The following is an 18,343-nucleotide window of genomic DNA, read 5'->3' as shown; positions in this document are numbered from 1 at the left end:
GTTTCGAAGACATCCGGCCGTGGCAAAACGGTACATGAAGGCGTCGCTCTACTCGCGACGCTCGCCGACGAGCGCGAGACTGCGATACACCAGCCACGGGCTGACGATCTGCAGTACGACGATCGAACACATCACGACCGCGCGCAGCATCGGATCGAAATTCGGATACAGCGTGTAGGTGTCGTCGACGAGCAGATACGCAAGCGCCGACATCGGCGATAACGACAAACCGAGCGCGACGCCCTGCTTCCAGTTCAGCCCGCTCGGCTTCGCGAAGGCTAGCACGCCGAGCAGTTTGGCAATGAGCCGCGCAATGATCAATCCCACTGCGGCGACCCCGCCGAGCGCGATATCTTTCCACTCGAACGTGGTGAGCGTCAGCACGAACAGGATCACGGTCAGCAGCCATCCCGCTGTGCCGAAATGCTGCGGCCAGAGTTGCGGACGCGCTTCGAGATTCTTCACGATGATGCCGGCGGCCAGCAGACTCAGGATCGTCGACAGCTTGAACAGATGCGCAACGGCAATGGCCAGCAGCACAAGACCGAACAGTGCGACGAACGAATGCTCGTCCTGCATGTTCATGCGCCGGTAGAAGAAATTACAGGCACGTGCGAGCCCATATGCCAGGATCAACGAAGCGATGAGCAGATACAGCGGCTGCAGGATCGTCGCGAACACGTTGCCGTACACCTCCTGATGCAGCCAGCTCGAAGCGAGCTTTTCGATCACGACCGCATACATGCTGTTCAACGCAGTGAGCGCCATCAGCCGTTGCGTGACCTGACCTTCTGCGCGCAACTCGGTCTTCAGCTGGATCACCATCGCGGGTGACGTCGCCATCGCGATCGATGCCAGCACCATCGCGACCATCGTCGGGACTTTCAGGAGCAGCAGTACGACGAGGACGAATATGAAGGTCAGCGTCGACTCGGCGAAGCTCGAGAGAATCAGCCAGTAGTTGCGACGCATCCACCGTAGATCGAGCCGGCTGCCGAGTTCGAACAGCAACAGCCCGAGCGCAACATCGAGCAGCGGCCGCGCAGCGGATGCCGCACTCGCATCGATCACACCCGAGCCCGCCGCACCGGCGATCAGACCGATCACCGCATAACCAGAGATGCGCGGCAGATGCCACGCTCGATAACAGAGTTCGCCGCACAGTCCTGCGGCAAGCAACGCCAGACCGGCCCAGAAAATTGCGTCGGGCGTGAGTGGCCACGCGGGAAAAAATGAAAACGCCGACTTCATCGTGGTGGCTTCTCCTTTGGCAGCGACAGCTGTACCCGCCTCGTGCGGGGGGCGTTGTGGCGGACTGAGCGTACACCGCGTTCATGGCGAAATACGCTGCGGCCGATCCACATCGCGAGCTGTCAACGATCGGATGAAAACAGAACGCACCGGTACTGCATCACTGCCTGTCGCAACGGATGTCGCGCAGCGGGAGCAGTCGGCCCGTATGAAAAGAACGCCGTCGACTTTCGAATCAGATTCTGATTGACCGGCAACCGTTCCGTTGATGCGTCCGTCGCTCGAAGCAACGGCAACGCGGGAAGAACGGCGATTGTGCCACAGCTTTTTCGTACTCGACTGAAAGTGTCTCGAACACGCTTGCAAAACGGTAAAACCAACCGTGATCTTGCTGGATTGAAGGAAAAAGCGACCGGGTATGGAACGTGGTTTCGTCCAGGTTTGCTGCGCTGTTAAAGATAGATAGATCGGACCTGCTGTGCCTTTTTCGGCTGTGATCGTCAGACAGCTCGTGCGGCCCTTTGGTTTAAATGGTTTACCTGTATGTATACGTAGTAGCAGTTAACAAAGGGGTCGCATTTCTGTGGACAACCCCGGTTTACCGAAATGAATCATCTGCTTGGCGAATGCATAACCGGACGCGAAGCGTGCGTGACTGTGGCTTGCTTCTTTGCATAACTTTGCCGCGTCGCGTGCCGAAACGAAGTTACCCCGTTTACGTCCACATCGAGTCCACACGCGTTGCGCGTGCATTCACGATAGTTATCCACAGCCTGGCGTGGACAAGTCTGGGGCGCGTTAAACGAGAAAGAGGCGGATCGGTTCAGCGGATCGTGCCGTGGCGCAGCGCGCGTAGCAGGAAGCGCGCGGGGTCGATTGTGTCGGCGAGATCGCGTTCGATCGGCCACGGCTCGCCTTCGATCTGCGAGGCGATCAGCTCGGCACCGAGCGCGGCCCACACCAGACCGCGCGAGCCATAAGCGAATGCGCCATAGAGACCGTCGGCGCGTGGCAGATCCAGTGGCCATGCGCCGCGCAGACGCTCGGCATCGCGGGTAGCGGCGGTTTCGTCGGCGAGCTGACCGATCATCGGCAGGCGGTCGTGTGCGACACAGCGAAACGCGACGCGTCCGGCGAAGGTGGACGGGTCCTGTGCGCGCACTGCGGGATCTAGTGACGGCATCATCTGTGCGAGGCGTTCGAGATTCTCGCGATGATCTGCGGCGCGCACGAATGAGTCCATGTCATCGACGTTGTAGGTCGCACCCGTCAGCGTGGTGCCGTCGGCGAGCGGCACCGCGTAGCCTGCACCGATGAGCGGCACCTGTGGCGCCACGATGCTGTCGCGCGGTAGTAGCGTGAGCTGGCCGCGCACACGCTGTGTCGCGGCATGCTGGAGGCCGGTGATCCGTGCGGCCTCGTGCGCGTTCGCTACGATCACGACCGGCGCCGAGATGACTGCGCGACCGGACGTATCGATCACCATCCATTGATCGCCGCTGCGTTCGATCCGTGCGACTTCAACGTTAAAACGCCGCTCGAGCTGTACGCCGGCCGCGGCGCACTGTGCTGCGCACAGCGCAGCAGGATCGAGCCAGCCGCCGCGCGGATAGAACCATCCGCCGTGCGCGAGTGGCACCTTCGCGATACGTTGCGCTTCGTCGCGCGACAGAGGTGCGACAAAATCACGCGGCCACGCGAACGTAGCGAACGCGTCGGTCATGGCTTGCAGTTCGGCATCGTCGTCGGCAAGTTGCAGCAGGCCCTGGGTGCTGCGTGCGAGATCGTGGCCTGCGTGTTCGAGTGCGATCCAGCGTTGCAATGCGTACGCGAAACCAGCGCGCGTAATGCGCGACGTACCGCTGTCATCGCGCGAAAGCTGCGGATGAAAAACACCCGCAGGATTGCCCGATGCTTCGTGTGCAACGCCGGCGTGCCGCTCGAGCGACGTTATCTGCCAGCCACGTGCAGCGAGTCGCTCGATGGCTGCGCACCCCGCGAGTCCCGTGCCGATCACGACGGCATGTCGCGCGCGGACTGCCAGCGGTAGCGGTGGCTCATGTCGGCGTACGCGCCAGCGTGGTGCGAAGCGGCCGACCAGCATCGCGCGTTTCCAGCCGAAGCCTTCCACCTTGCGATACTCGAAACCCGTCTGCGTGAGCGCGCGTTTCACATCGCCGGCGCTCGTATACGTGGCGAAAGTCGCATCGTCGCCGGCCAGACGCGCGAGCATCTTGAAGATCGCCGGTGTCCACAATTCGGGATTTTTCGCAGGCGCGAAACCGTCGAGATAGAACGCATCGGCACGCAGCCACAGCGACGGCAGTGTCTCGAGCGCATCGCCGAACGCGAGCGTCAGCGTGACACGGCCGTCTTCGAATTCCAGTCGATGCACGCCGGGCACGAGTGTCGGCCAGGCATCGGCGAGTGTCTGTGCGAGCCCGGCGATCGATGCTTCCGCAACCGTCGCCGCGTACGCGGTTCGCAAATCGGCCCCGGTAAACGGGTGCTTTTCTGTCGAAACGAAATGCAAGCGCTCGCAGCGCGCAGGGTCTGCGCGCCACGCAGCCCAGGTTGCGAGGAAGTTGATTCCCATGCCGAAACCGGTTTCCAGCACGGTGAAAATCCGCCGGCCCTGCCATCGTTGCGGCAGACCATTGCCGTGCAGAAACACGTATTCGGCCTGGGCTAAACCACCGACGGCGCTGTGATAGATGTCGTCGTGGCGCGGCGAAAACGGTGTGCCGTTGTCGCGAAATGCGAGCGTCGCGGGGATGAGCGGGTTGGTCATGCGTGGTGAAAAAACACTCGAACGGGCGTCTGAACGCTGCCGGGAAAGCCTCGGCCAGCGCGGGTTTCAAGCGTTACGGGCGTGATCCGGGCCGCGCTGCGTTGGCAAAAACCAACGCCCGATGGCGACAAAAATCGATGTCGCGCAGCAAGCAGGGTTCCGCCGAGGTCAAAAATGGCACTTTCCATGGGAGATCAGGCAAAGAACGCTGTAATTCTTCGAAACCCTTATCCTGCATGGGTTTGCGCTGCGCTATCATAGCAAGCGCCGCGGAGGGAAGCGGCAGCACGGCCGTCACGTATCACTTTGCGCGACGCGTTTGTCCGGACCGCCTCCGGAGCCGTCGCTGCTCAATGGCGCGGCTCGCGCACGTATAATCGGCGCGTTCGCGCTGTTCGTGTCAACCTAAACTCAGAAAGGAACCTTAATGAACAAACAGGAACTGATCGACGCCGTCGCAGGACAGACGGGCGCCAGCAAGGCTCAAACCGGTGAAACGCTGGACACGTTGCTTGAAGTGGTCAAGAAGGCTGTGTCGAAAGGTGACTCGGTCCAGTTGATCGGCTTTGGCAGCTTCGGTTCGGGCAAGCGCGCAGCACGTACGGGCCGCAACCCGAAGACCGGTGAAACTATCAAGATCCCGGCCGCCAAGACTGTCAAGTTCACGGCTGGTAAAGCGTTCAAGGACGCAGTCAACAAGCGTTAAGCACCCGGTTGCTTTTTTGTTGACGCCCGCCTCAGGCGGGTTTTTTTTCGTCCGCGTTTTTCGTTTATGTTTTTGCGCGGCGATTTTTTTATCGGGTTTTTCCGCGTGTGCATGTGGACTGGCGACACACGTCGCCGGCCCTTTTTGTCTAGTCGCTTTAGTCGTGCCGATGCACGATTTCTCCATCGCCGTGATCGTGATCGTGGTCATGATCATGGTCGTCTTCGGCATCGAGATTCCACGCAGGGAACGGATCGGCGAAATGCGACCAGGCTTCGGCTCCCTGCGCGTACTCGTCGTCGTTCAGCAGACACGCATCGAATTTTCCTCGCCACAACGCCGGATCGATATCGACACCGATCATCACCAGTTCCTGGCGACGGTCACCGATACTTGTATCGTGCAGATCACCGTACCAGTCGGCGGTGATTTCCGCGAGCAGCTCGTCGTCGCCCTCGGGCCACTCGCTATGGTCCTGCGCGGCCCACCACATTCCCGCCGGCCCATGGCGACACGCGCCGCCTGCCTGCGATAGCGAACCTGCGATGTCATTACGCGTCGCGAGCCAGAAAAAGCCCTTGCTACGCAGTACACCCTTCCACTCTTCATGCAGCAGCGCCCACAACCGTTCCGGATGAAACGGCCGCCGCGCGCGATAAACGAAGTTGCCGATACCGAATTCGTCGGCTTCGCCGTGATGCGCGTGGTCGTGATCGTGTTGCAGCGAGGCGAGCCAGCCCGGTGCATTCGATGCTTCGTCGAAATCGAAACGTTTCGTGTCGAGCACTTCGGTGAGCGGAACCACGCCAAACCGGCTGAGCACCTGCACCGCGCGCGGATTGATGTGAGCAAGAATGTGCTGCAGACGCGTGAGATCGTCGGCACTGACAAGGTCGGTCTTGTTCACGACGAGCACGTCGCAGAACTCGATCTGTTCGATCAGCAATTCGACGAGCGTGCGATCGTCTTCGTCGGTGGCGGCGAGGCCTCGTTCGGCGAGCGCGTCGGCACAGGCATAGTCGCGCAGGAAGTTGAACGCGTCGACGACCGTCACCATCGTATCGAGCCGCGCAACGTCGGATAGCGACACGCCGTCGTCGTCGACGAACGTGAAGGTTTCGGCGATCGGCATCGGTTCAGCGATACCGGTCGATTCAATCAGGATGGCATCGAAACGCTGTTCGCCGGCAAGCCGCCGGATCTCGGTCAGCAGATCGTCGCGCAGCGTGCAGCAGATGCAGCCGTTCGACATCTCGACGAGCTGCTCCTCGACGTGCGACAACGCGGCGGCATCGCGCACGAGCGTGGCATCGATGTTGACGGCGGCGAGATCGTTGACGATCACGGCTACACGCAGGCCCGCGCGGTTCGCGAGGATGTGATTGAGGAGCGTGGTCTTGCCCGCGCCCAGAAAACCCGAGAGCACGGTGACGGGCAGTGGCGGCTGTTTCATCGCAGTACGGAAAGCAGGAGGAAATGGGAGGCGGCCGGCCTTGGCGAATGAGACCCGGAACGCCCGGCGGCAGCACGAAGCCGCATTGTGCATCAAACGCCGCGCGGCCGCCCGGCGGACCCGCGGTTCGCGATAAGCACGATAAGCGGCGAACGGTGTTAGCTGGAAAGCCTCAGATCGGCCGGCGACATCACACGCTACTCAGCGCGACGCCTGCAACAGGTTCCATTTCTGCAGGATGGCGACGATCTGCTTCGCGTACTGGTCGCGCAGCGAAGGCGTTTCCGAGTGGTACGCTCCGACCGCCTGCCAGGTATTGCCGTATTTGTTCATCTTCTGGCGCAGATGCCAGGCGGCGATGTAGACGTTCTTGCACGGCTGCATCAGCGTATCGGATGAAATGCCGTAGTGAGCGAGCGTCGGGAGATGGATCGAATTGATCTGCATCACGCCGTAGTCGGTCGAGCCGTTCGCGTTCTTATGCAGCGCTTCCGGCCGGTTATGCGATTCCTGCCACGCGATGGCGCGCAGGATGAGCGGGTTGACCTTCTGATAGTTTGCCGCCTCGTCGAAGCAATCCGCGCGCGCGGGCCCGGCGGCACACAGTGCACCTAGCGCAGCGGCAACGGTGAAGGCAGCCAGTTTCATCGATCGGATAAGACGCCCAGGTGGGACGTTCAGGATTGCCAGGCCGGATGCATGGAAAACATGCGACGCGTTCGAAAATCCCAAATTTTTGGAGCAGCGCACTAACTGGAATACGGGAAAACCCCGGTTCAAGCGACGCCTTTCGATGCCGAACCGCCCGTATCATACCGGCAGGCTGGCATGCGTCAAGTTGGCTGACCGACATAGGCATCGAAAAAGCGAAATCTTCCGGACGTCTGTCTCTGTTATAACGACGGCGAGCCCGAAATCGGCAATCGCGATGTCGAAAACTTTCGAAATCTTTCGATAACTTAACGGCACAGACCGACGATTAGAGGAATTTCACTGCGTCAATTCTTTTGTGACAAATTCGACATGAAAAGCTGCTACTGTTCAAACTTTTAGGATATCGGGTAGCACGCACCTGGACTGGGCCACATCGCTATTCCAGCGCGTGAAAGCAAGCGAGGAGGTTGCCGCTGCCCGGATATCCGCCGCGCATGACCGTCGGTGACTGTAGATAGTCGCCGGTATCGACATCACATTCCATGAGAATAAATCGTATGGCATTGCGGCGCGTTACCACTGCGCTGCTGGTTGCTGGACTGATCACCGCGCAGATTGCACACGCACAGGTGACACTCAATTTCGTCAACGCTGACATTGATCAGGTGGCGAAAGCAATTGGCGCAGCGACTGGCAAAACGATCATTGTCGACCCGCGCGTAAAGGGTCAACTCAATCTCGTTTCGGAAAACCCGGTGCCTGAAGATCAGGCGCTCAAGACATTGCAATCCGCGTTACGGATGCAAGGGTTCTCTCTGGTCCAGGATCACGGCGTATTGAAGGTCGTGCCGGAAGCCGATGCGAAGCTGCAGGGTGTGCCGACGTATGTCGGCAACGCACCTGCCGCGCGCGGCGATCAGGTGATCACACAGGTATTTCAGCTCAAGAACGAATCGGCCAACAATCTGTTGCCGGTGCTGCGTCCGCTGATCTCGCCGAACAACACGGTGGCCGCCTACCCTGCGAACAACACGCTCGTCGTGACCGACTACGCGGATAACGTGCGGCGTATCGCGCAGATCATCGCGGGTGTGGATACGGCAGCGGGTCAGCAGGTGGCGGTCATACCGCTGCGTAACGCGAACGCACTCGACACCGCACAGTCGCTGTCGAAGATGCTCGATCCGGGTGCGATCGGTAGTACGGATACGACGTTGAAAGTCTCCGTCACTGCGGACCCTCGCACTAACTCGCTGCTGCTGCGTGCATCGAACGCGGCGCGGCTCAATGCAGCGAAACAGCTTGCGAAAGAACTCGATGCGCCGACTGCGCAGCCCGGCAACATGCACGTCGTGCCGTTGCGCAATGCCGATGCGGTGAAGCTCGCGAAGACGCTGCGCGGGATGATGGGCAAAGGCGGTGACAGCGGTTCGTCGGCCAGTTCCAACGATGCGAATTCGTTTAATCAGAACGGCAACGGTTCGCAGTCGGGCAATGGCGGCAGTTTCTCGACGGGGACGTCGGGCACGCCGCCGCTGCCTTCGGGGTTGGGGAGCTCGTCGGGGTCGTTGGGTGGCTCGTCGGGTTCGACCACTGGCGGTGGCACTGCCGCCGCGGGCCTGCTCGGTGGCGACAAGGACAAGGGTGACGATAACCAGGCTGGTGGCATGATCCAGGCCGATGCGGCCACCAACTCGCTGATCATCACGGCACCGGACGCGGTGTACCGCAATCTGCGTTCGGTCATTGACCAGCTGGACGCGCGGCGCGCGCAGGTCTATATCGAAGCGCTGATCGTTGAGCTGCAAGCGAATACGAATGCCGATCTCGGGATTCAGTGGCAAATTGGGAACAACTCCCTCCTTGCTGGCACCAACCTCGCGGCAACCGGCACCAATAGCATTATCAATCTGACGGCGGCGGCGGCGGCGGGGCCTGCTGGCCTTGCGGGGGCACTGGCGGGGACTGGCGGTAGCGGAGGCATTTCACAGGGGCTCAACGTTGGTTGGGTGCACAACGTTTTCGGCGTCAAGGGGCTGGGGGCATTGTTGCAGGCACTGTCCCAGTCCAACGACGTGAACGTGCTGTCAACGCCTAACCTCGTCACGCTCGACAATGAAGAAGCCAAGATTGTGGTCGGCCAGAACGTGCCGATTACGACGGGCTCATATGCAAATCTGAACAGCGGTAGCAACGCCTCCGCGTTCAACACGGTCGACCGGGTAGACGTCGGCTTGACGCTCGATATCAAGCCGCAAATCACCGAAGGCGGAATTCTCAAGTTGCAACTTGCGACTGAAGATTCGTCGGTCGTAGCAGGCACGACTACTCCGTCGAGCAACCCGAACGGTCCCACGTTCAACAAGCGTTCGATCCAGTCGACGGTGCTCGCCGATAACGGCGAGATCATCGTGCTCGGCGGCCTGATGCAGGACAACTACAACGTCAGCAACAGCAAGGTTCCGCTGCTGGGCGACATTCCGTGGCTTGGTCAGCTGTTCCGCTCGGAATCGAAGGCCCGCACGAAGACCAATCTGCTGGTATTCCTGCGTCCCGTGATCATCAGCGACCATGCGACTGCCCAGGCAGTGACGCAGAATCGCTACGACTACATCCAGGGTGTACAGGGTGCATACAAGTCGGACAACAACCTGATCCTGGACAAGGACGATCCTGTGGCACCGCCGATGCCGATCGGTCCGGCTGAAGGTGGCTCGACACTGAACCTGTTCGACGTCGACAAGATGCGCCGTCAGCAAGCGGCACGAGCAGCGGGCGCTGTTCCCGCCGCGCCCACCCCCGCAAGCGCCCCCGTCGCTCCCCTCGAATCCCCAGGAGCCCATCCGTGAGCACGCTGGCACCGGCATCGGCTGCGACAGCTTCCGGCGAGCGCGAGCCGCCCTCGCCGCTTGCCGCTCGCCTGTTGCCCTACGGTTTCGCGAAGACCGGTCAGATCCTGATCGCGCATCAGCACGCCGACGGTCTCGAAGTGTGGATCAGCGAGCGCACGACCGATGCCGCGCTCGCCGAAGTGGGACGCAATTTCGGCGCGCTGTCGGTGCTGCGGATACCCCCTGACGATCTCGTACAAGCGATCAACCAGGCGTACGCGCGCCAGGACGGTAGCGCCGCGCAGGTGGTCGGCGAAGTGGAAGGCGAAGTCGATCTGTCGCGACTGATGCAGGAGATTCCCGAGGTCGAGGATCTGCTGGAGTCGGAAGACGACGCGCCGATCATCCGCATGATCAATGCGCTGCTCACCCAGGCCGCACGCGAACAGGCATCGGACATTCACATCGAGCCGTTCGAGAACGCATCGGTGGTGCGCTTTCGCGTCGACGGTACGTTGCGCGATGTCGTGCGCCCGAAGAAAGCGCTGCACGGTGCATTGATTTCGCGGATCAAGATCATGGCGCAGCTCGATATTGCCGAGAAGCGTCTGCCGCAAGATGGTCGTATCACGTTGCGCGTGGGCGGGCGTCCGGTCGACGTGCGCGTATCGACGCTGCCGACGGGCCACGGCGAGCGCGCCGTGCTGCGTCTGCTGGAAAAAGACGCGGGCCGACTGAACCTCGAAGCACTCGGCATGGCCGCCGACACGCTCGTGAAGTTCGACAAGCTGATCTCGCGGCCGCACGGCATCGTGCTCGTCACCGGGCCGACCGGCTCGGGCAAGACGACGACGCTGTATGCGTCGATGTCGCGACTCGAAACCACGACGACGAACATCATGACCGTCGAGGACCCGATCGAATACGACCTGTCCGGCATCGGCCAGACGCAGGTGAACGAACGTATCGGCATGTCGTTCGCCCGGGCGCTGCGTTCGATCCTGCGGCAGGATCCGGACGTGATCATGATCGGCGAAATCCGCGACCTCGAAACCGCGCAGATCGCGGTGCAGGCCTCGCTGACGGGCCACCTGGTGCTCGCGACGCTGCACACGAACGATGCGGCGTCGGCGGTGACGCGGTTGACCGACATGGGCGTCGAGCCGTACCTGCTCGCGTCGTCGCTACTGGGCGTGCTCGCACAGCGGCTGGTGCGACGGTTGTGTCCGGTCTGCAAGGAAGAGCGCATCGAGGAAGGCGAAGACGGCCAGCGGCACACACAGTGGCATCCAGTGGGCTGCGACAAGTGCGGTCATTCCGGTTATGCGGGACGTCGCGGCGTCTATGAATTGCTGCTGATCGACGACCACATCCGCACGCTGGTTCACCGCAACGCTCCCGATGCCGAAATTCTCCAGGCGGGTCGTGCGCAGGGCATGCGCACGCTGCGTGAAGACGGCGACCGCTGGCTCGCGTCGGGGCTCACCTCGCTCGAAGAAGTGATTCGCGTGACGGGCGGAGTGTAAAAGCATGCCGGCATTTCGTTTCGAAGCAATCGATGCGGCCGGCAAGGCGCAGAAAGGCGTACTCGATGCCGACAGTGCACGCGGTGCGCGCACGCAGTTGCGCACCCAGGGACTGACACCGCTGGTGGTCGAACCGGCCGCCACCCGCACGCGCGGCGAACGGCAACAGCGGTTATCACTTGGGCGCCGGCTGTCGCAACGCGAGCAGGCTATCGTCACGCGCCAGCTCGCCAGTCTGCTGATTGCGGGCCTGCCGCTCGATGAAGCGCTTGCCGTTCTCACCGATCAGTCGGAGCGCGATTACATCCGCGAGCTGATGGCGTCGATTCGTGCCGAAGTGCTCGGTGGGCATTCGCTTGCGAATGCGCTATCGCAGCATCCGCGCGATTTCCCCGAGATCTATCGCGCGCTGGTCGCTGCGGGCGAACACACCGGCAAGCTTGGTCTCGTGCTGTCGCGGCTCGCCGACTACATCGAACAGAGCAACCAGCTGAAACAGAAGATCGTGCTCGCGTTCACCTACCCGGGCATCGTCACACTGATCGCCTTCGGCATCGTGACGTTCCTGCTGAGCTATGTGGTGCCGCAGGTGGTTAGCGTGTTCGCGAGTACCAAACAGCAACTGCCGTTTCTCACCATCATGATGATGGCGTTGTCCGGCTTCGTGCGGCACTGGTGGTGGGCGACGTTGATCGCGATCGCCGTGGTGGCCTACATCGTGCGCGCGACGTTGCGACAGGCCGGACCACGCCTCGCCTTCGACCGCTGGCTGCTCACCGCGCCGCTCGCAGGCAAGCTCGTGCGCGGCTACAACACGGTGCGCTTCGCAAGTACGCTCGGCATCCTGACAGCAGCCGGTGTGCCGATTCTGCGCGCGTTGCAGGCGGCAAGCGAAACACTGAGCAACAAGGCGATGCGCAACAACATCGACGATGCGATCGTGCGGGTGCGCGAAGGCACGTCGCTGTCGCGCGCGCTCGGCAATACGAAGACATTTCCGCCGGTGCTCGTGCACCTGATCCGTTCAGGCGAAGCGACCGGCGACGTAACGACGATGCTCGATCGCGCATCCGAAGGCGAATCGCGCGAACTCGAACGGCGCACGATGTTTCTCACCAGCCTGCTGGAGCCGCTGCTGATTCTCGCGATGGGTGGTGTGGTGCTGGTGATCGTGCTGGCGGTGATGCTGCCGATCATCGAGTTGAACAATCTCGTGCAGTGATAGCGTCAGGCGCGGCACTCAGTGCCGCGCAGTATCAGCGAACGTAGATCGTAGGGCCAGGTGCGTTGGCGGGCAGGAACACTTCCGAATGCGCGCCGTTGCGATCGATGATGATCGAGCGGGGGCGTACTTCGGCAAGCGTTGCGCCTTGCATGAGCTTACCGCCGAGCGACACGGCCCGCGGCGGTTCGTCACCGGTGCTGACAATCGCGGATGAACCGCCGTCCAGCACAAGGATGCCGAACAGCCGCACGTTCTGATTGACGCTGCGTGTGAGCTGCCCGCCGAATATCGTGGCGGCCTGGTCGGTGGACACCGGAACGCGGGCCGCCGCAGCCGGCACAGGCGGCGAGTGCGACGTGAGCGTGACGATCCAGTACGTAAGCGTCGCGCAGAATACGGCGAACAGCGCGAGCGAAAGGAGGCGGGTTTGGATAGCGTTCATGCGCCATATTGTACGGACTATTGTGAATTTTGCGTTGAGTTGAAACCCTGCAACCGCATGACATTAAAATGACCGGTCGGGCGTGTTCAATAGCGTCCCACACGACGCAGCGAAGTACGCCCTGACCCGGCAAAATCGAGAGCCCAATTTTTTGAACGAGGTAGCAAGCTATGCAGATGTGGACCAATCGCCGCGCTGAAATCGCGGGTGTGCGCGCTGGCCGTCAACGGGGGTTCACGTTGATCGAAGTCATGGTGGTGATCGCGATTCTCGGCATTCTGGCCGCGCTGATCGTGCCAAAGATCATGAGCCGCCCGGACGAAGCGCGTCGCGTCGCCGCCAAGCAGGACATCGGCACGGTCATGCAGGCCATGAAACTCTATCGCCTCGACAACGGCCGTTATCCGTCTCAGGACCAGGGCCTGCGCGCACTGATCGAAAAACCGACCACCGATCCGGTACCGAACAACTGGAAGGACGGCGGTTATCTCGAGCGCCTGCCGAACGATCCGTGGGGCAATGCGTATCAGTATCTGAATCCGGGCGTGCACGGCGAAATCGACGTGTTCAGCTATGGAGCAGACGGTAAGCCCGGCGGCGAAGGCAACGACGCCGACGTGGGTTCGTGGCAATAGCGCGCCGATAGTTTTCTGATCCGCGTCCACTCGCCCTTTCGCACGACCGCTCGCACCATGCGTACGCCCCGCCCGTTTCATGCCGACGTTCCGTGCGAGGCGTCGGTGCCATGCGCGCCGCATGCGGCGTCGCGGCGCGTGCGGCTGCAGCGCGGTTTTACGCTGCTGGAAATGATGGTGGTGCTGGTGATCGCGGGGCTGTTGCTGTCGCTGGCATCGATGTCGCTGAACCGCAATCCGCGCAGCGATCTGAATGAAGAAGCGCAGCGTCTTGCGTTGCTGTTCGAATCGGCGGGCGACGAGGCGCAGGTGCGGGCCCGGCCGATCGCGTGGCAACCGCTCGACGGTGGCTTTCGCTTCGACGTGCATACCGACGACGGCTGGCGTCCGTTGCGTGACGATCTGCTCGGCCAGCGTCAATGGCAAGGCGGCGTGACGGGAGTCGCGATCGACTATCCCGGCTCGGACACGCATCCGGATCGCATCGTGTTCGGCACCGAGAGTATCGACGAACCGGTGCAGGTCACGCTGTATTCGGCGACGGGTAATCGCGCGACGATCATCGGTACGGGCAATGGCCGCTATGAGGTGCGTTGAGATGCGGCGAACGGGATGTTGGAAGCACGCCGCGGGCCGTACGGCGGCGAGTGGTTTCACGATGATCGAGGTGCTCGTCGCGCTCGCGATCATCGCGGTGGCGCTGTCGGCGTCGCTGCGCGCGGTGGGCAGTCTCGCCACCGGCGAAGCGGATCTGCACCGGCGCTTGCTGGCCGGCTGGAGCGCCGACAATGCGCTCGCGCAGTTGCGGTTGACACATACATGGCCCGATATCGGGTCGCAGACTTTCGACTGTTCGCAGGGTAATTTGCAACTGACGTGTACGGAGAATGTGGCGGGCACGCCGAACCCACTGTTCCGCCGCGTGGAAGTAACGGTGACGTTGTCCGGAAAGCCGGGCAATCTCGCGGAGATGGTGACGGTGGTGGCGAATGAAACCAATCGTTCGCTCTAAGCGCCGCGGGGTGCATCGTCGCCGGACGGTGGCCGGCTTCACGCTGATCGAGCTGCTGGTGGCGATCGCGATCATGGCGGTCATCGCGGTGTTGTCGTGGCGCGGGCTCGACCAGATCATGCGCGGCCGGCAGACGATCACCAACGCGATGGAAGACGAGCGCGTGTTCGCGCAGATGTTCGATCAGATGCGCATCGACGCACGTCAGGCGGCCACCGACGACGAAGCAGGCCAGCCCGCAGTATCGGTGCGTGGCAATGTGCTGCAGATCGTTCGCGAGCTCAATGCACCGGGCGTCGCGCCGCGTCTGGAGGTGGTGCGTTACCGCATTGGCAATGGGCGGGTGGTCCGCTATGTGTCGCCGCCGCTCGGCAACCTGAACGACTTGCAGCGGGCGTTGCAGGCGGGCAGTGAGAATGACTGGAGTTCGGTGGCGCTGATGAGCGGCGTCGGGGCGATCAACGCACGGCTCTATGTGCCGAAGGTCGGCTGGACCACGCAGATGAACGACGTGCAGTCCGCGATCACCGAGAACGCCAATAACCTGAAGGTGCCGCAACTGGGCAATGCGCCGTTGCCGCGCGCCGTGAGCGGGCTTGAGGTCAGTATCGGAGCGACGTCGCTGGCGAAGCCGGTGACGCGCGTGTTTCTGGTCGGCGAGTGATCGAGTGCTGGAGTGACGGAGTGAGACATGATGGGCGTTGAGGCGATGCGAGCATGGCTGCCGGTCCGGCGGGGCGCTGCCTCGAGCCGTGCCTGCGCTCGCCGTCGCGGCCCGCATGGGCATCGTCCTCTGCATGGTCCTCATCATTGCTCTCATCAAGCAGGGCGCGAGCGTGGCGCGGCCATCATCAGTGCGTTGCTGGTCGTCGCGCTGTCGGCCATTCTCGTGGCGGGCATGCTGTATCGCCAGCAGGTGCAGATCCGTCGTATCGAGAACCAGCGTCTGCTTGCGCAGGCGCAATGGGTGTCGCGTGGCGCGCTCGACTGGACTCGTCTGATCCTGCGCTCGGAGGCCGATAGCTCGGGCGGTATCACCTACCTCGGCGGCGTATGGGGCGTGCCCATCGCCAAGACACGGCTCTCGGATTTTCTCGGGCAGATCGGTGAAAAGCGTGCACAGGAAGGCTCGGACACGTATCTGTCCGGCTCGATCGAAGACGCCGAAGCGAAATTCAATCTGCGCAATCTCGTGTCGAGCCCCGCGCCCGGCACGCTGCAACTCGATATCGCGCAGATCCAGGCATTCCAGCGTCTGCTCACGACGCTCGGTATCAACGGCCAGCTCGCCAAGACCACGGCAATTCAGATACGCCTCGCGCTGTTGCATTCGGCGACCCGTTTTCAGGCGCCGCCGCTCACGGGTGGACCGGGTTCGACGACGACGATCGGAAGCGGCGGAGGCGATGGCAGCGGCTTCACCGACAAACCCGGTATGGACGACGACAGCAGCGACACGGGTGTCCCGCCGCTGCAGATGACAAGCGTCGATTCGCTACTCGATGTGCCCGGCTTCACGTCGGAACAGGTCGCCCGCCTGCGCCCGTTCGTCACCGTGCTGCCGACGGCCACCCCGATCAACATGAACACCGCCACTGCCGAAGTGATCGCCGCCGTCGTGCCCGGCATGAATGTGTCGAACGCGCAGGCACTGGTCGCGCGCCGCGAGACGGTGTTTTTCCGCAATGTCGGCGATGTGACGCTCGCGCTTCAGGCCGCCGGCGTGCAGAACGTATTGATCGATCCGAACCAGCTCGATGTGAACACCAGTTATTTCCTGGTCCATGGCCGCGTGCAGCACGAACGCGCGGAAGTGGACCGCACGACGCTCGTCTATCGCGACTCGTTGACGCATACCACCCGTATCGTGCGGGTGCGAGACCAACTATGAACAACGCCTTTTCCGGAGAGAGTGGCCTTTGAGCACACTGATCGTCCTACTGCCGCCGCGCGACCCGGCGGTTCCGTCGCAGGAATGGCAACTGCCGGAGCTGCCGTTCCTGCTGCTCGACAAGTCCGGGCGCACGCAGCGTGCGGGCCGTTCCGCGCTCGCGCTGCTGCCGCGCGCATCGTCGACTGTCCTGATCGTCGCCGCGCGCGACGTGCTGATGCTTGCCACCGCCTTGCCGCCGTTGAAGGGGCCGCGGTTGCGTCAGGCGTTGCCGAACATCGTCGAGGATCAACTGATCCAGGACCCGCAAACCTGTCACATCGCCGTCGATCCGAAGCCGCTCGACGCGCGCCAGCACGTGGTTGCGATTATCGATCGCGGCTGGTTCAGGTTCATCACCGAATCGTTTGCCGCGGCAGGGCATCGCAGTTTGCGGGCGGTGCCAGTGACGCGCTGTCTGCCGTCGGCGGCGCCGCTCGCGGCACCCGGGAAGGCGACCGAACCCGGCGACGCCGAGGCCGCGCAACCGAGCGTCGAAGAACTGGCCGCCGCTGCGGCTGAACTGACGACGGTGGTCGCCGCGGTGCTCGGCACCGTGGTGTCGACTGCGCCGGCGCTGCTAGGCGAAGCCACGCTCGATACCGGTGCGCCGCGTGTCGAACTGGCTGTCCTGCGTGGCGTGCTGGGCGAAGGGCTGGCCGTGCCCGCGAGCACGGTGCAGACGACCCTTGCCGCGCTATCGGGCGCAGCGCCCGTCAAGCTGCACGTGTTGACCGACATGCCGGGCAGCGAGCCGCGCCTTGCTGGAAATGCGCGCGGCAGTCTTGCGTCGTACGTAACCGGCGCGCAGCCGCTACCGTTCGAAACCCTGGCGCGGCGCGCGCTGGAGAGCCGCTTCGACCTGTGCCAGTTCGAATTCGCGTCGCAGCCGTGGCGGCTCGATCGCGCGACGCTGCGGCGTTTGCGTGTCCCCGTGTTGCTGGGAGTGGCGGCGCTGGTGGTGGCGATCATCTGTACGAATGTGCAATGGCTGATGCTCGCGCGGCAACGCGACGCGTTGAGCGCGCAGATGACCGAACTGCTGCTGAATGCGTTCCCGAAGACGACCGTGGTGCTCGACGCCCCCGATCAGATGACGCGTCAGTTGCAACAACTGCGCGTGGCCGCCGGCGAACTGTCACCGGACGATTTCCTGTCGCTGGCCGACGGTCTGGCACGTTCGCTCGGGCCGATTCCGGTGAACGCGGTCGCTGCGCTCGATTATCACGAGCGTCGCCTCGACGTGACGTTCAAACCCGAGGTCAAGGTCGATCCGGATCTGGCCAGGCGGCTTGCGGGTAACGGGCTGTCCGGCACGGTCGATAGCGACACCGTCGGCAAGTGGACGATCAAGCACGGGAACGCACAATGAAAGCGCAATTACTCGAAGCCTGGGCGACATTCTGGGACGCGCGCAATGCGCGCGAAAAGGCGCTGCTTACGTGGGGCGGCGTGGCGCTGGCCATCGTGATCGGCTGGTCGGTGCTGTGGGCGCCGGCGCAGCAGGGCCGTGCGCATCTGCGCGACGACCTGCCCGCGATGCAGCGGCATCTCGCGGAGATGACCGCGCAGGCCAACGAAGCGCAGGCGCTGTCGGGCGCCGCGCAAGGCGTGGCGCCAACCGGCGGTGCGCTCAAGGATGCACTGTCCACCTCGCTCACCGAGCATGGTCTCGCGCCCACCCAGGTGCAGGTACTCGGCGATGTCGTTCAGGTGCAGCTGAAGAACGCGTCTTTTCCGGCATGGATCGTGTGGCTCGACGACGTGCGCAAGCAGTTGAAAGTGCAGGTGGCGGAGGCGCACGTGACGGCGCTGAAGGCCGACGGTCAGGTCGACCTGACGGCGTCGCTGCAACCGTCGACCACGAAATGACCGCGATGACTGCAC

At 62.6% G+C, this 18,343-nt stretch carries 16 protein-coding genes; 11 read left to right on the top strand and 5 right to left on the bottom strand.

The window, feature by feature from the left end; translation table 11 throughout:
* Nucleotides 1-48: 48 nt before the first annotated feature.
* A complete protein-coding gene (locus BWP39_RS16765) occupies nucleotides 49-1,251 on the bottom strand; it encodes a cation:proton antiporter (protein ID WP_096721960.1) in 1,203 nt (400 codons plus the stop codon).
* Nucleotides 1,252-2,074: 823 nt separating this feature from the next.
* Nucleotides 2,075-4,042: a bifunctional tRNA (5-methylaminomethyl-2-thiouridine)(34)-methyltransferase MnmD/FAD-dependent 5-carboxymethylaminomethyl-2-thiouridine(34) oxidoreductase MnmC gene (gene mnmC / locus BWP39_RS16760; protein WP_096721958.1), complete on the bottom strand. Its 1,968-nt coding sequence runs from the start codon at nucleotides 4,040-4,042 to the stop codon at nucleotides 2,075-2,077.
* A 427-nt stretch (nucleotides 4,043-4,469) separates the two neighbouring features.
* On the opposite strand from mnmC, the gene BWP39_RS16755 reads away from it, so the two are divergent.
* A complete protein-coding gene (locus BWP39_RS16755; RefSeq protein ID WP_091016988.1) occupies nucleotides 4,470-4,748 on the top strand; it encodes an HU family DNA-binding protein in 279 nt (92 codons plus the stop codon).
* 157 nt (nucleotides 4,749-4,905) lie between these two features.
* Here the strand turns inward: BWP39_RS16755 and BWP39_RS16750 are convergent, their stop codons facing one another.
* Entirely contained in the window at nucleotides 4,906-6,201 is a 1,296-nt protein-coding gene (locus BWP39_RS16750; protein WP_096721956.1) for a GTP-binding protein, read from the bottom strand.
* 201 nt (nucleotides 6,202-6,402) lie between these two features.
* On the bottom strand, nucleotides 6,403-6,849 hold the full coding sequence (locus BWP39_RS16745) for a lytic transglycosylase domain-containing protein (protein ID WP_096721954.1): 447 nt from the start codon (nucleotides 6,847-6,849) through the stop codon (nucleotides 6,403-6,405).
* 548 nt (nucleotides 6,850-7,397) lie between these two features.
* Between BWP39_RS16745 and gspD the strand changes: the two genes are divergently transcribed.
* The 3 genes from gspD to gspF are packed head-to-tail and all read left to right on the top strand — an operon-like array spanning nucleotide 7,398 to nucleotide 12,434.
* Nucleotides 7,398-9,704: a type II secretion system secretin GspD gene (gene gspD, locus BWP39_RS16740; RefSeq protein WP_096721952.1), complete on the top strand. Its 2,307-nt coding sequence runs from the start codon at nucleotides 7,398-7,400 to the stop codon at nucleotides 9,702-9,704.
* Nucleotides 9,705-9,709: 5 nt separating this feature from the next.
* Complete coding sequence (gspE, locus tag BWP39_RS16735) at nucleotides 9,710-11,212, top strand: type II secretion system ATPase GspE (protein WP_207556933.1); 1,503 nt, start codon at nucleotides 9,710-9,712, stop codon at nucleotides 11,210-11,212.
* A gap of 4 nt (nucleotides 11,213-11,216) precedes the next feature.
* The gene (gspF, locus tag BWP39_RS16730; protein WP_096721948.1) at nucleotides 11,217-12,434 is read left to right on the top strand and encodes a type II secretion system inner membrane protein GspF; all 1,218 of its coding nucleotides are present in this window, start codon (nucleotides 11,217-11,219) and stop codon (nucleotides 12,432-12,434) included.
* 34 nt (nucleotides 12,435-12,468) lie between these two features.
* Here the strand turns inward: gspF and BWP39_RS16725 are convergent, their stop codons facing one another.
* Nucleotides 12,469-12,879: a type II secretion system protein N gene (locus BWP39_RS16725; protein WP_096721946.1), complete on the bottom strand. Its 411-nt coding sequence runs from the start codon at nucleotides 12,877-12,879 to the stop codon at nucleotides 12,469-12,471.
* A gap of 170 nt (nucleotides 12,880-13,049) precedes the next feature.
* Between BWP39_RS16725 and gspG the strand changes: the two genes are divergently transcribed.
* From gspG to gspM, 7 genes are read left to right on the top strand one after another with little or no spacing between them, the layout of a single operon-like run.
* Nucleotides 13,050-13,514 (top strand): type II secretion system major pseudopilin GspG, encoded by a 465-nt coding sequence (gene gspG / locus BWP39_RS16720; protein ID WP_096721944.1) that lies wholly within the window; start codon nucleotides 13,050-13,052, stop codon nucleotides 13,512-13,514.
* A gap of 57 nt (nucleotides 13,515-13,571) precedes the next feature.
* Entirely contained in the window at nucleotides 13,572-14,111 is a 540-nt protein-coding gene (locus BWP39_RS16715) for a GspH/FimT family pseudopilin (protein ID WP_096721942.1), read from the top strand.
* Nucleotide 14,112: 1 nt separating this feature from the next.
* On the top strand, nucleotides 14,113-14,526 hold the full coding sequence (gene gspI, locus BWP39_RS16710; RefSeq protein WP_096721940.1) for a type II secretion system minor pseudopilin GspI: 414 nt from the start codon (nucleotides 14,113-14,115) through the stop codon (nucleotides 14,524-14,526).
* Nucleotides 14,504-15,190: a PulJ/GspJ family protein gene (locus tag BWP39_RS16705; RefSeq protein WP_096721938.1), complete on the top strand. Its 687-nt coding sequence runs from the start codon at nucleotides 14,504-14,506 to the stop codon at nucleotides 15,188-15,190. The genes gspI and BWP39_RS16705 overlap by 23 nt, the downstream gene beginning before the upstream one ends.
* 27 nt (nucleotides 15,191-15,217) lie before the next feature.
* Complete coding sequence (gspK, locus tag BWP39_RS16700) at nucleotides 15,218-16,417, top strand: type II secretion system minor pseudopilin GspK (protein WP_207556858.1); 1,200 nt, start codon at nucleotides 15,218-15,220, stop codon at nucleotides 16,415-16,417.
* A gap of 28 nt (nucleotides 16,418-16,445) precedes the next feature.
* Nucleotides 16,446-17,828: a type II secretion system protein GspL gene (gene gspL, locus BWP39_RS16695; protein WP_096721936.1), complete on the top strand. Its 1,383-nt coding sequence runs from the start codon at nucleotides 16,446-16,448 to the stop codon at nucleotides 17,826-17,828.
* Nucleotides 17,825-18,328 (top strand): type II secretion system protein GspM, encoded by a 504-nt coding sequence (gene gspM, locus BWP39_RS16690; RefSeq protein ID WP_096721934.1) that lies wholly within the window; start codon nucleotides 17,825-17,827, stop codon nucleotides 18,326-18,328. Before gspL ends, gspM begins: the two co-directional genes overlap by 4 nt.
* The last annotated feature ends 15 nt before the right edge of the window (nucleotides 18,329-18,343 follow it).

The organism is Paraburkholderia acidicola, from assembly GCF_002362315.1.
GTDB classification, from domain to species: Bacteria; Pseudomonadota; Gammaproteobacteria; order Burkholderiales; family Burkholderiaceae; genus Paraburkholderia; species Paraburkholderia acidicola.
The sequence above is the reverse complement of the archived record's forward strand: the minus strand, read 5'-3'. Positions and strand labels throughout refer to the sequence as shown.

Excerpts from the sequence above, each read along its gene's own strand:
- BWP39_RS16765 (WP_096721960.1), bottom strand. The coding sequence starts at position 1,251 with ATGAAGTCGGCGTTTTCATTTTTTCCCGCGTGGCCACTCACGCCCGAC.
- mnmC (WP_096721958.1), bottom strand. The coding sequence starts at position 4,042 with ATGACCAACCCGCTCATCCCCGCGACGCTCGCATTTCGCGACAACGGC.
- BWP39_RS16755 (WP_091016988.1), top strand. The coding sequence starts at position 4,470 with ATGAACAAACAGGAACTGATCGACGCCGTCGCAGGACAGACGGGCGCC.
- BWP39_RS16750 (WP_096721956.1), bottom strand. The coding sequence starts at position 6,201 with ATGAAACAGCCGCCACTGCCCGTCACCGTGCTCTCGGGTTTTCTGGGC.
- BWP39_RS16745 (WP_096721954.1), bottom strand. The coding sequence starts at position 6,849 with ATGAAACTGGCTGCCTTCACCGTTGCCGCTGCGCTAGGTGCACTGTGT.
- gspD (WP_096721952.1), top strand. The coding sequence starts at position 7,398 with ATGAGAATAAATCGTATGGCATTGCGGCGCGTTACCACTGCGCTGCTG.
- gspF (WP_096721948.1), top strand. The coding sequence starts at position 11,217 with ATGCCGGCATTTCGTTTCGAAGCAATCGATGCGGCCGGCAAGGCGCAG.
- BWP39_RS16725 (WP_096721946.1), bottom strand. The coding sequence starts at position 12,879 with ATGAACGCTATCCAAACCCGCCTCCTTTCGCTCGCGCTGTTCGCCGTA.
- gspG (WP_096721944.1), top strand. The coding sequence starts at position 13,050 with ATGCAGATGTGGACCAATCGCCGCGCTGAAATCGCGGGTGTGCGCGCT.
- BWP39_RS16715 (WP_096721942.1), top strand. The coding sequence starts at position 13,572 with ATGCGTACGCCCCGCCCGTTTCATGCCGACGTTCCGTGCGAGGCGTCG.
- gspI (WP_096721940.1), top strand. The coding sequence starts at position 14,113 with ATGCGGCGAACGGGATGTTGGAAGCACGCCGCGGGCCGTACGGCGGCG.
- BWP39_RS16705 (WP_096721938.1), top strand. The coding sequence starts at position 14,504 with ATGAAACCAATCGTTCGCTCTAAGCGCCGCGGGGTGCATCGTCGCCGG.
- gspK (WP_207556858.1), top strand. The coding sequence starts at position 15,218 with ATGATGGGCGTTGAGGCGATGCGAGCATGGCTGCCGGTCCGGCGGGGC.
- gspM (WP_096721934.1), top strand. The coding sequence starts at position 17,825 with ATGAAAGCGCAATTACTCGAAGCCTGGGCGACATTCTGGGACGCGCGC.